Here is a 12,782-nt window from a genome sequence, read left to right as displayed (position 1 = left end):
GGCTAACCAGGATGACGACCGAACAATTTGACTATGTCGTGGTTGGCGCGGGCTCGGCCGGATGTGCTGTCGCCAGCCGCCTGTCGGAGAGCGGTCGCCATTCTGTGCTGCTGCTTGAAGCCGGTCCGGAGAGCCGCCGCAACCCTTTCGTGAACATGCCGCTGGGTTTCCTGCAGCTAATGTTCAGCCGCCGCTACAACTGGCAGTTCAATACCGAACCGCAGCGTCACATGCACGACCGGGCGCTTTTTCAGCCGCGGGGCAAGATGCTTGGCGGTTCCAGCGGCATGAACGCGCAGGTCTATATTCGCGGGCATGCCCGGGACTACGACGAGTGGGCACGGCTGGGGTGCAAAGGGTGGTCATACGCCGAGGTGTTGCCCTACTTCCGCCGATCGGAACATTTCGAGCCCAAACTTACGCCGAATGAGGCAGAATTTCATGGTCAGGGTGGTCCGCTGAACGTTGCCGAGCGCCGCTATACCAATCCGCTGAGCACGGCGTTTGTCGAGGCGGCGACCCAGGCAAAGTACCGGCTCAATACAGATTTCAACGGCAGTGAGCAGGAGGGCGTGGGCTTCTACTACGCCTACCAGAAAGACGGCACACGCTGTAGCAACGCGCGGGCCTATCTCGAACCCGCCACGGCGCGTTCCAACCTGACGGTTTGCAGCGGCGCGTATGTCACCCGGGTGCTACTCGAAGACACCCGCGCCACCGGTGTCGAATACCGCGATACAAAGGGGCTGACGCAGGTTCGTGCCGGGCGCGAAGTTGTGCTCTGCGGCGGCGCGTTCAACTCGCCGCAACTGCTGATGCTGTCCGGGATCGGTCCGCGGGAGGAGCTGTCCCGGCATGGCATAGAACTGCGCCATGCGTTGGAGGGCGTCGGGCAGAATCTCCAGGATCATATCGACGTGTTCGTGCGCGTCAGCGCCCGCAGCCGCCAAAGCATCTCGATGCATCCGAGCTACTGGCTCAAGGGGCTGTGGGGCGCTTTGACGTATCTGAGCGGTCGGCGGGGCGTGCTGTCGAGCAACGGCGCCGAGGCCGGCGGGTTCATCCGCTCCCGGCCCGAGGAGCCGGTACCCGACCTGCAGCTGCACTTCGCGCCAATGCTGTACGACGATCACGGGCGAGACCTGAAGACCGCGATGAGCGGTTATGGCTACGCGGTGATGATCTACGGGCTTAGGCCGTCGTCGCGCGGGCGCGTCGGTCTGCACAGTGCCGACCCGTTTGCCGCGCCGCTGATCGACCCCAACTACATGGCCGAGTCCGCCGATGTCGAGCGACTGGTGCGCGGTGTCCACCTGGTGCGCAAGATCCTGGCGCAGGCGGCGTTTGCCCCGCACCACGAGGTTGAGGTCTTGCCCGGGCCGGCGCTGCAGAATGACGACGATCTCGCCGCATGGGTACGGCGCAGCGGTGAATCAGCGTACCACCCGGTTGGCACCTGCAAGATGGGTGTTGATCCGATGGCGGTGGTCGATCCGCGCCTGCGCGTGCATGGCCTGCAATGCCTGCGGGTGGTCGATGCCTCCATCATGCCGACGCTGGTCGGCGGAAACACCAATCAGCCGGCAACCATGATCGGCGAGAAAGGTGCCGCGATGATACTTGAGGATGCCGGGGAGATGGTCGGCTGAGCTCCGCGCGCGCGGGCGTCACAGGGCTCAGTTGGCATCTGGACTTCTGATCAATCTGATTCCAAAGAACAGTAGAAAGAGACAGGCTATGGCAAACCAACAGAAAGAGACGACAGTCATCGTTGGCGGCGGGCACGCAGCAGGTGCGCTCCTGACAACCTTGCTGCAAAAGAAATATCAACATGAGGTGGTCCTGGTGGGCGAAGAGCCACATCCACCCTATCAGCGGCCGCCCCTGTCCAAGAACTACCTGGCAGGCGAGGTGGATCAGGAGTCGCTGTACCTCAAGCCGCGCTCGGTGTACGAGAACGCCGGCCATCAGTTGCGGCTCGGTGTACGTGCCGAACAAATTGATCGGGACAACAAGACCATCAGTTTGTCGGACCAGAGCACATTGAAATACGATCGACTGGTCCTGGCCACGGGGTCACACGTTCGACGCCTGAACGCACCCGGGGCTGACTTGAAGGGCATTCATTACCTACATGACATAGCTGACTCGGATGCCCTGCGTGAACAACTGGTTCCGGGGAAACGCTTGGTCATCGTGGGTGGTGGTTACATTGGCCTTGAAGTGGCAGCCAGCGCTACCAAAAAAAGCGTTGATGTCACGGTACTGGAAGCGGCCGAGCGTCTTATGCAGCGTGTAACAGGCCCGGAAATGTCGGAGTTTTTTTACACCAAACACAGTAACGCTGGCGTGGATCTACGCCTGAACACGGCGGTAACCGGTTTCGAAGCTAGCGATCAGGGGCATGTGGCTGGCGTGACATTGGCGAGCGGCGGCACTGTACCGGCCGACATCGTGCTCGTTTCAGTGGGTGTTGTGCCGGAAACCGCGCTGGCTGAGGCCGCCGGCCTGCCCTGTGATGACGGCATTATTGTTGACGAGTTTACCCGCACAGAAGATCCAGCCATCCTGGCGATCGGCGACTGTACCCGCCACCGGAATCTTTTCTTCGAGAAGATGCAGCGCCTTGAATCTGTCGCCAACGCGGTTGATCAGGCCCGGACAGTGGCGGCAACCCTGATGGGCGAGAAGAAACCCTATAATAGCGCTCCATGGTTCTGGTCGAACCAGTATGACGTGCGTCTGCAGATGGTGGGGTTGTCGCAATATCATGATCAGCGTGTGCTGCGCGGAAGCCCGGAAGACAAGGGATTTGCGGTGTTCTATCTCCGCGATGGCTGTGTCATTGCTGTTGATGCGGTCAACCTGCCCATCGCTTTTATGGTCGGCAAGACCCTCGTTCAACAACGCAGGCAGGTCAATCCTGAAATGTTGAAGGATCCGGATATTGAACTGAAGTCCTTGGTGAGCGGTCAGTCCATAAATTGAAATTGACGACCGAGTAGAGCTGTGCCCTTAGTTTGCCCAAAATTGCGAAAGCAATGCACAACTCATACGGCCTATGGATATCATATCCTACGACCGACAGCTTTCAGTGAGCGCAAAGGATGCGTGAGCCACAACCGGCGGAATTTCCCGTAGCCAGACACATTACTGTTGCTCTGGTAAACCGAGAGCACCATAGCGAATGATATGGACTCCCCCTGCTCCCACGGCATCGATGTGCCACATTGAAGGTGTCTGACATCTTCAATCAAAAGCAGGAGGAGTCATCATGAATGTTACAACCATTGGCATCGATCTGGCGAAAACTGTGTTCAGTATTCATGGCACCGATCAACACGGCAAGGTCGTGGTTCGCAAACGACTGAACCGGCCCAAGCTGTTGCCTTATATCGCTCAGCTCCCACCCTGCCTGATTGGCATGGAAGCCTGCTCGGGTGCCCACCATTGGGCTCGGGAAATGACCAAACTCGGCCACGATGTCCGAATCATTGCACCCCGGTTTGTCGCGCCCTATCGCAAGAGCAGCAAGAACGACGACAACGATGCCGAGGCCATCTGTGAGGCAGTAGGTCGGCCGAATATGCGGTTTGTTCCAATCAAGACCGAAGACCAGCAAGCCGTACTGTGCCTGCATCGTATTCGCCGTGGACTGACCAAAGAACGCACCGCGCAGATCAATCAGATTCGTGGGCTGCTGGCCGAGTTCGGACTGATCATTCCCCAGGGCCGTTACGCCGCACGGCGCCGGGTTCCCGAAATCCTGGAGGATGCCGAAAACGACTTACCCATGCTCGCTCGCCGCTTAATCAACAACATCAACCAACGCATTCGACAGCTCGATGAAGAAATCCTGGCTTACGATCGGGAGGTCGAAGCGATGGCCCGGAGCGATGAGCAGGCCAAGCGCCTTATGGCCATACCGGGTATCGGACCACAGACCGCAACAGCCCTGCTGGCCAGTGCGCCTGACCCCAGACAGTTCAAAAGTGGGCGACACTTTGCCGCATGGTTGGGTCTGGTGCCCCGACAATACTCGACCGGTGGCAAGGTGCGACTTGGCCGAATCACCAAGCGCGGGGACAAATACCTGCGAACGCTGCTGATCCATGGCACCCGGGCAGTGATTGCAAAATTACCGGATAAGAATGATCGACTCAGTGACTGGGCCAAAGACCTGGTGGAACGACGTGGATACAAGCGGGCCGCCGTTGCGATGGCGGCCAAGAACGCCCGGATTATATGGGCACTACTCATGAATCAAACCGAGTTTAAGACACAGCCTGTGGAGGGCTAAAACCGAGCACCAACGACAGGCAGAACAAGCCTGCCAGAAGAGTCTTGCAACGGCAAGCGATGACGGAACGGTCAGACCGAGAGTGGGAGAACCTGTTTATTTCTGCGGCTCAGCGAAGCCGACTAACGAATAAGGTCCCCGCTCACACGCATCATCATCCTGGCCCGGGCAAAAACGCCCACAAAGAGGCCGAATGTAGAGCCGCAGTCTCAAACCGCTTCGGATTCAAATGGCGTTGCTTGACCGCAGGGGGAGTCCATGTAGGTGAAATAATTCTCTATATGTCCCACTAATAACCTCACCTTGCAATTACCGACGAAAATATGAACTTGATTTTACCCACAAAGAAAAAGCGAAGTCTCTATCGGCCATTATGGGTAGAGGTTCCGATCACTCAATCCTTCATAAGCAACATCGCCCATTCGGTGTCGACCTCTTGTTTTGGTTCATCTGAGCATATGCTTTTTCATGCGGATGGGTGGTGGCAGCCAAGACAGGGCTTTTCAGACTGCAAGCTTCAAGCGGTGTGTAAATCAAACACAGTAAGATTCCGGCTTATTGATGGTGGACATCAAGAACCGATAGTTACGAGCGGTATTAATGTTAAGACACTTGCTCGATTAAATGAAACTTGCGGGACTACTGAAAAGGTTTTCTATAGTAAGGACGTGCCGGTCCTGATGGCTATATACTACTCGACTAAACGATACGAGACCTTTAAATGATGCATAAGGCTGGGGCTATATACCTAAGGAAGATCTGAATAACCGCTGGTTTTTGCCCCTTTTCCGCAATCTTGGCGGAAAAGGGGCGCATTGGTCTTACGCTGCAGGTTTTTTATCAATCAGCAGGTTGCTGAAAGCGACCAGCAAATGCAGACGGTTGGTATACTTGGCATTTAAAAGCGATATGCAACACCGATGCTCACGATAGTGGGGTCCACTTCCACTTTTGCCTGAACAGGGGCCGGGCCCAGGTTACCGGTGATATCCGCCTCGAAGGGTGCATATCTAACGTCAAAATTTGCCGACCAGTTATTGTGTATCCTCCAGCGAAAACCAGCCTGAACCGCAGGGGCCCATGTATCTTCGACGTCGAAGTCGGTTAGTGCGCGATCCTTCTCATCTAAAAAGAGAATCCGTCCTACACCCGCTCCAAAGTACGGAGAGAAGTTGCTACCCGTCAAAACATGATACTGAAGCGAAAGAATTACCGGACCATAATCTGTTTGACCAAGAAAAAGACCGGAGAGAGACTCTTCGCCCTGGAGGTCCGCACTAGCGGGAATGCCGCCAAAAATGTTAAATGCCAGCTGATTACTCAGAAAATACGACACGTCGAATGATACGGTCGTATCGTTGTTAATAGACAGGTTGGAATTTGGAACGGGGGCACTCCCCGCAGAGGCTGATCGCAAATCTTCATCGGTTAGAACTCTAGTGGCATTCAGCCCAACCACCCAGTCGCCTCTACTGTAAACCGGCTCAGATTGAGCGTTGGCCAGGCTCGCAGCAAGTGAAAGTAAAAGGAACGCCACTAACGAGACTTTACTAATTATTTTAGGTTTCATTTTTTATTATCCTTTTTGGTATTAAAACAAATTGGCTTTAGGTAAAACTGCAATTTTTCGTAACACAAATGCCACTCATTGAAGCTAGCTTGCCGGTTTATTGACTAATACTTCCCCATACTCAGAACGCAGCTTGTTTTTTAATACTTTCCCAGTGGCATTGCGTGGCAATCCTTCCACAAAGATCGCGCGATCCGGGATCTGCCACTTGGCGACTTTCCCTTGATAATGAGCAAGAAGTTCCTCCTCAGTAATATTTGCGTCGGGTATTTTTACTGCCAACAGGATCGGTCGTTCGTCCCATTTATCATGGGAGGCCGCCACTACGGCAGCTTCATTGATGGCAGAATGGCCCATTGCGATTCCCTCCAATTCGACTGTAGATATCCATTCACCACCAGATTTAATAATATCTTTTGAGCGGTCACGTATTGTCATAAATCCATCATCATTGATCGAAGCAACATCACCTGTCTCGAACCAACCGTCTTCCTCAAGAGTCTGATTTGGTTCAACACCGAAGTAATCGGCTACCACCCAATGACCACGGATGCGGAGATTTCCCTGAGCAATGCCATCTTCGGGCAGTTGATGGCCGTCTTCACCCACAATTTTGAGCTGCACCCCGTAGGGAGGCCGTCCCTGGCTTTCACGGATTTTGTTTCTTCCTTCCTCCGAAAGAGTATTGTGTTTCGACAGCAGTGCATTGACGGTTCCGATCGGTGATGTTTCTGTCATTCCCCATGCATGGACAACTTCTACGCCATACTTACCACGAAACTCCGACATCATTGAGGGCGGACAAGCGCTACCCCCTATCACCGTCCGTTTAAGCGACTGTGCCGAGGAGCCAAGCTCGTCCAAAGCCGAGAGAAGTCCCTGCCAAATTGTAGGCACACCCAGCGCAATCGTTACGCTTTCTGAATCGATCAGCTTGACCAAACTTTGTCCATCCAGGCCAGGACCAGGCAACACCAGTTTGGCTCCAACCATCGCCGTAATGTAGGGTACCCCCCACGCATTTACGTGAAACATAGGAACAACCGGCATCACCACGTCCCGTGCCGATAAATTCAGTGCGTCGGGTTGAGCAGCTACCAGCGCGTGCAGAACGGTGGAGCGGTGTGAATAGAGCACCCCTTTGGGATTTCCAGTGGTGCCCGATGTATAGCAGAGGCTTGAAGCCTGGTTTTCGGCGATTTCAGGCCAATTCGCGTTAGGCGTTCCTCGCTGGAGAAACTCTTCATAAAACAACAATCCTGGAAATTGCGCTGCAATTTCTTCGTCCGGTTCGGACATCAATACAAATTTCTCAACCGTCTCCAGTCGGTCTCGGATATTTGAAACAATGGGAAGGAACGTTTTGTCAAAGAATATGACTTTGTCTTGAGCATTGTTGATAACGTAAACGAGTTGTTCTGGAAACAGTCGCGGGTTAATGGTGTGACACACCATCCCGCCACCAGAGATGCCAAGGTAACATTCCAGGTGCCCCACGTTATTCCAACAAATGGTCGCGCACCGATCCCCCTGGACATAGCCTGCCGTTCGAAGCGCTGACGCAAGTTGTCGCGACCGCTCCGAAACAGTTGCCCAGTCAGATCGACTGGGATTTCCATCCGTTCCTATCGACACAATCTCAGCGTCTCCATGGTAGCGAGCAGCATGGTCGATCAAGGAATTCACGGTGAGCTCCATGTTCATCATTTGGCCAAGCACGTTTATCTCCTGTCGTTTTTGTAGTTGGTTGACGCGAGTATCTGGCGTCATTAAGGTCCAATGTAGAAGGCATAATCCGGGTTTGAACCTAAACATTTCCCAAGAGGATGTCGGCTGCATTTTCGGCAATCATCATGGTGGGTGCGTTGGTGTTACCGGCAACCAAACTGGGCATTATCGAGGCATCGACAACTCTTAGCCCTTCAATCCCTCTGACTTTTAATTCCGGATCAACGACTGAATCCGGATCCGCGCCCATACGACAAGTGCCAACGGGGTGGTAAATAGTCTCTGCATTTTCCCGGATAAAGTCCGCAATCTGACCGTCCGAAGACACCGAGTTTCCGGGCTTAATTTCTCGTTTACTATGTAAAGCCATTGTTGGTGCCCCGAGTATCCGTCGTCCAAATTTAACGGCCGAGATCATTGTTTTGATGTCTTCGGGGTTACTGAGATAATTGGGTTGAATCAACGGGTCGGCCAATGGGTCAGGGCTTTTGAGACCTATAAAACCGCGGCTTCTGGGCATTAGATCGCAAATATGCAAGGTGTACCCATACCCGGCCATCACTTTTCGTCCATGATCCTTCAGGTAAGTTGGCAAAAAGTGGAATTGCACATTTGGCCGTTCGCACGAGCGCTCGGATTTAACAAAGCCTCCGGACTCGGCAACATTACTGGTAAGAAATCCACGTCGCGCAAAGATATATGAGAATAATGCGCTCACGCCCCGAAACAGGAAACTGGGAGCAACGCCAATGGGCAAACGTGAGTTCGCCGCGTGCATGATCGTAATATCCAAATGATCAACCAGATTCTGGCCGACCTCAGGGAGATGATGCACAAGGGGGATCCCGTGTTTTCCAAGCTCTTCGCTATCACCGATTCCCGAAAGCATAAGTAGTTGTGGTGAATTAACCGCACCACCAGACAATATGACTTCACCGCCGTTATTGAGTCTAAGCTGGCGATATTCGCCCCCCTGGTTCAGTGTCACGCCGACTGCCCGCTTACCGTCCATTACCACCCGGGTTACCCGCGCGTCCGTTAGCACATCAAGATTAGGCCGGTTCTCCGCGACACGCAGAAATGCCTGCGCTGAACTCCAACGGCGACCATTTTTTTGTGTCACCTGGTAGAGTCCCAATCCCTCTTGCGTCTCTCCATTAAAGTCCGTGTTTATCGGGAGCTCTACATGAGGTGCCGCTCGAACAAAATCTCGACTCAACGGATTGACTGATTTGAGTTCACTTACGGTGAGCTCACCGCCCTCCCCATGGTAAGAATCTGCGCCAAAACGTTTATTATCTTCCAGTCGACGAAACAATTTTAAAGCGCGATCCCATCCCCAGAGGTCTGTCCCGGCAACTTGACCCCAGTGGTCATAATCGGCTTTGTGACCTCTGATATAGACCATGGCGTTGATAGAAGAGGACCCGCCAAGTGTTTTCCCACGAGGCCAAAACAGGCGGCGCTCCTTTAGATGTTCTTGAGGTTCGGTTTCAAGAGCCCAATTCAGCTTTTTACTATTGGAAAGGAGTGCTATACCTATAGGCATATGTATGAGTGGATTTTTATCCTTTGGGCCCGCTTCTAGCAACGCTACTCGCTTTGAAGAGTCCGCCGTAAGCCGATTGGCCAATACACAGCCCGCCGATCCCGCACCGACAATAATGTAATCGTACATAATAACTCTCTTATTATTTGATTATGCTCAGCCCAGAATACGAACAGCAGCCTCTATAAGACGCCGGACCCAGGCTGTATAGGGTGGAAAAAGAAGATGCATAAGAGAATGTTTATCCTCCATCAACGCCTTTTCATGCGAAAAAGCGCGGAAACCGTATTCACCGTGTGCCGCCCCTATCCCGGAATTATTAACTCCACCAAACGGCAGACCCGGATGTAGAAAATGCACAACTGTAAGGTTGACTCCTACAGCGCCGGAGCTCGTTCGCTCGATAATATCCGTGGCAAAAGACTCGTTTTTGTCGAATATGTAAAGCGCAAGCGGTTTAGGGTTATCGTTGATTTTCTTGATAACCAGATCAATATCGTCGAATTCAATAACGGGTAAGATCGGGCCGAATAACTCCTCACGTGAAATATCCATGTCGCTGGATACATTTGAAATCAACGTCGGAGCAATAAAATTCTCTTCAGCATCTGTAACACCGCCCTCAAAGACTCTTGCACCTTTGTTTTTGGCATCATCTATCAGGTTTGAAACTCGCTGGAAATGACGTCGATTTACAATCCGGCAATAGTCGGCGGTCGATTTCTGGGCTTCTGGTGTTTTTCCATAGACTCGCCCAATTTCCGTTTTAAGTGCTTCATTGAATTGATCTGCGATATTAACGTGCACAAAAACATGATCTGGGGCGATACAGGTCTGTCCATTATTGGCAAACTTACCCCAGACAATGTTTCTTGCAGCCCTCTTTATGTTGGCATCTGGGCCAACAATGGTCGGGGACTTACCCCCCAATTCCAGCGTCACTGAGGAAAGGTTCGTGGCGGCAGCCTCCATGACCACCTTGCCTACCGCAGGACTGCCCGTGAAGAATATGTGGTCGAAGGGTAAGGCCAACAGTTTCTGCGCTACCGCGGCATCACCCTCAATCACGGAAACCAGATCGGGAGGGAAGGTTTCGGCGACAATGTTGGCAATCACCTTTGAGGTATGTGGTGTCATTTCCGAGGGTTTAATGATGGCTCCGTTCCCTGCAGCCAACGCTGAGACGAGAGGCCCGAGCGCAAGATTGAGCGGATAATTCCACGGTGCAATAATCAGGCACACTCCCTTTGGTTCTGGCCGAACATAAGATTTCGTGCCCAGAACACCAACGGATGCAGCCACTCGCTTCGGACGCATCCATTTACGCAAGTGTTTTTTAGTGTGTCGAATTTCCTGAAGCACCGGCAGGAGTTCAGTTAATTTGACTTCTGGAGCGGGTTTTCGAAAGTCCGCCGCGCAAGCCGCAATGATGTTTGATTCGTGGCGTTTAATTGAATCCCGCAGCTGGTCGAGCTGCGCTATTCGAGCCTCCAAGGTAAAGCTTCCGCGACGCGCAAGTTGTGCCCGCTGTAGGGCCGCGAACGTTGAATCAATCGTATCGCTGGTTGACACATTGGTCACCCCAACCTCCGCCAGACTAGCAATCTGCATTATAAAATCACCTCTTGCCGAACGAGACTGTTGTTATTTTCAATCGGATTACTAGTCTTCATAGAGGACATAGTCCTCTTTTGTGGCACCACAGTCCGGACAGCACCAATCGTCTGGAATATCTTCAAAACGAGTGCCGGCAGGGAAGCCTTCGGCTTCATCTCCGAGAGCTTCATCGTAGATATGGCCGCAAGTGATGCAGACCCACTTCCGATAGGTATCTTTTTGAGTCGAGTCTTTCGGCGATTTTGAAGAGTTAGGCTTGGGTTTCGCTTTGGGCTTTGTTTTATTTTTAGCTGAAGGAGTAGATGCGCCCGTTGCTTTCTGCGATGCTCCCTCGGTCTTAGCTTGGCTGGCAGGGCGGACCGCTGTATTGGTTGCGGACACCGAAAGTTCCGGGTTCGCTTCTTGAAGCGCAACGAAGTCAACCTTATCCCTGACGGCACAGTCTGGACAGGACCAGTCTTCAGGAATTTTTTCCCATGTCGTTCCTGCAGGAAAGCCTTCGTGCGGATCACCAACCACTTCGTCGTATACATAACCACAATCAGGGCATTGATATTTAGCCATCTAGAGCACCTTTCAAACGATATTATTGTCTTTGTTTTGGTAGCGCCCGACGCGCACCCTCTTTCAGGTGCACGTCAGAGGCTCTTTTTCTGCAACGTAAATAAAGTAAACGAGGTATATAAGTTCCGATTAGCCGATCATTTAGCCGCGGCGGTATCGACTGATTCAGAATCAGTCCCACCAAATTTACGCTCATAGAATTCACGCTTGCCGGGTTGAATCTGAATCTTATCGAGATCTCCTTTAGCCCAATCCAGCACCCGGTGGTCCATTATCGAACGAAACCATGAGGGAAACATTGCGGCCAGGAACATCCCGGGATATCCCGATGGTAAGGAAGGCAGGTCTTTGAAGTCGCGAAGCGATTGATAGGACCTTGTAGGATGGGCGTGATGGTCGGAATGTCGTTGCAAATGAAACAGAATCAGGTTCGACATAATATGGTTTGAGTTCCATGAGTGGTGCGGTTGTTGACGCTCATAACGTCCATCCGACATCTTCTCGCGCAGCAATCCGTAATGCTCAATGTAGTTGGCGCTGGTCAGCTGCCACCAGCCAAAGGCCATTTGAATGGGCAAAAAGATCAGCATTAACGGGCCAAAAAACGCCAGCAATCCCGCATAAAGCACAGCGGTCAAAATCATAGGCTGAAGAACTTCGTTCTCCAGGCTCCAGACACTTTTTCCACAACGACTGAGGCGCTGTTCCTCTAAATCCCATGCCCGCTTGAAAGCACCGGGAATTTCACGCAGTGAGAATGAGTAAATGGACTCACCCATGCGGGATGTCGCCGGGTCCATCGGCGTAGCCACATCACGGTGATGCCCCTTATTGTGCTCAATGAAGAAATGACCATATCCGACCACGGCGAGGACAAGCTTCGCCATCCAACGGTCAAACGTTTCTTTTTTATGGCCAAGTTCGTGGCCTGTGTTCAGAGCCAGGCCATTCACGATTCCCAGGGAAAGGGCCAATGCCAGAAACTCGAAAACACTCATTGGTTGCGTGGATACCCACCAGGCACTGACAATCAAGGCGGCATAGTGAATAGGAACCGTCAAGTAGGTCAGTACCCGATAGTAACGATCCTGTTCAAGCCGAGGCACAGCCGACTCAGGGGGGTTTGAAAAATCCTCTCCAAACATGGCATCAATCAAGGGAACTGCGCCATACCAAAGGATCAACACCAATCCGTACCAAATGCTCCATCCAGTCTGGGATACCAAATAAAGGCCAATAAGAGGCGTCGCTGGCCACAGCACAGAAAGGACCCACAGGTGGCGTTTTCTGTCCACATAACCTTCGGCATCAGGGTCTCTCTGAAGAGACTCTGTTGTTAAGACATTTTCTGACATTGACATTAGGATCACCTTATTGTTTTTCAGCTTGATCATTTTTCTACATTGTGCGAACACCGAGTCCCTCAGGTGAACGGACAAGTTGTAGGCATGAAC

At 52.6% G+C, this 12,782-nt stretch carries 9 protein-coding genes; 3 read left to right on the top strand and 6 right to left on the bottom strand.

Annotated elements, in window-relative coordinates; translation table 11 throughout:
* Positions 1 to 11: 11 nt before the first annotated feature.
* From QUE75_RS10290 to QUE75_RS10280, 3 genes are all read left to right on the top strand, one after another.
* Complete coding sequence (locus QUE75_RS10290; protein ID WP_225316732.1) at positions 12 to 1,649, top strand: GMC family oxidoreductase; 1,638 nt, start codon at positions 12 to 14, stop codon at positions 1,647 to 1,649.
* An 88-nt stretch (positions 1,650 to 1,737) separates the two neighbouring features.
* Positions 1,738 to 2,988: an NAD(P)/FAD-dependent oxidoreductase gene (locus tag QUE75_RS10285; RefSeq protein WP_041654915.1), complete on the top strand. Its 1,251-nt coding sequence runs from the start codon at positions 1,738 to 1,740 to the stop codon at positions 2,986 to 2,988.
* A 286-nt stretch (positions 2,989 to 3,274) separates the two neighbouring features.
* Complete coding sequence (locus tag QUE75_RS10280; RefSeq protein ID WP_008170306.1) at positions 3,275 to 4,300, top strand: IS110 family RNA-guided transposase; 1,026 nt, start codon at positions 3,275 to 3,277, stop codon at positions 4,298 to 4,300.
* Positions 4,301 to 5,198: 898 nt separating this feature from the next.
* Here the strand turns inward: QUE75_RS10280 and QUE75_RS10275 are convergent.
* The 6 genes from QUE75_RS10275 to QUE75_RS10245 form a co-directional block, all read right to left on the bottom strand.
* Positions 5,199 to 5,870: an OmpW/AlkL family protein gene (locus QUE75_RS10275; protein ID WP_008170303.1), complete on the bottom strand. Its 672-nt coding sequence runs from the start codon at positions 5,868 to 5,870 to the stop codon at positions 5,199 to 5,201.
* Between the two features lie 84 nt (positions 5,871 to 5,954).
* Positions 5,955 to 7,640 carry a long-chain fatty acid--CoA ligase gene (locus QUE75_RS10270; protein WP_236040830.1) on the bottom strand — a complete coding sequence of 562 codons (1,686 nt, stop codon included), beginning with the start codon at positions 7,638 to 7,640 and terminating at the stop codon, positions 5,955 to 5,957.
* Between the two features lie 37 nt (positions 7,641 to 7,677).
* A complete protein-coding gene (locus tag QUE75_RS10265; protein ID WP_058091244.1) occupies positions 7,678 to 9,276 on the bottom strand; it encodes a GMC family oxidoreductase in 1,599 nt (532 codons plus the stop codon).
* Between the two features lie 27 nt (positions 9,277 to 9,303).
* The gene (locus QUE75_RS10260; RefSeq protein WP_058091245.1) at positions 9,304 to 10,758 is read right to left on the bottom strand and encodes an aldehyde dehydrogenase family protein; all 1,455 of its coding nucleotides are present in this window, start codon (positions 10,756 to 10,758) and stop codon (positions 9,304 to 9,306) included.
* A gap of 51 nt (positions 10,759 to 10,809) precedes the next feature.
* Positions 10,810 to 11,328 carry a rubredoxin gene (locus tag QUE75_RS20600; RefSeq protein ID WP_011783984.1) on the bottom strand — a complete coding sequence of 173 codons (519 nt, stop codon included), beginning with the start codon at positions 11,326 to 11,328 and terminating at the stop codon, positions 10,810 to 10,812.
* 137 nt (positions 11,329 to 11,465) lie between these two features.
* Positions 11,466 to 12,689 carry an alkane 1-monooxygenase gene (locus QUE75_RS10245; RefSeq protein ID WP_197463861.1) on the bottom strand — a complete coding sequence of 408 codons (1,224 nt, stop codon included), beginning with the start codon at positions 12,687 to 12,689 and terminating at the stop codon, positions 11,466 to 11,468.
* Between the last annotated feature and the right edge of the window lie 93 nt (positions 12,690 to 12,782).

Source organism: Marinobacter shengliensis (assembly GCF_030297115.1).
GTDB classification, from domain to species: Bacteria; Pseudomonadota; Gammaproteobacteria; order Pseudomonadales; family Oleiphilaceae; genus Marinobacter; species Marinobacter shengliensis.
This window is presented reverse-complemented; position numbering and strand designations above follow the sequence as displayed.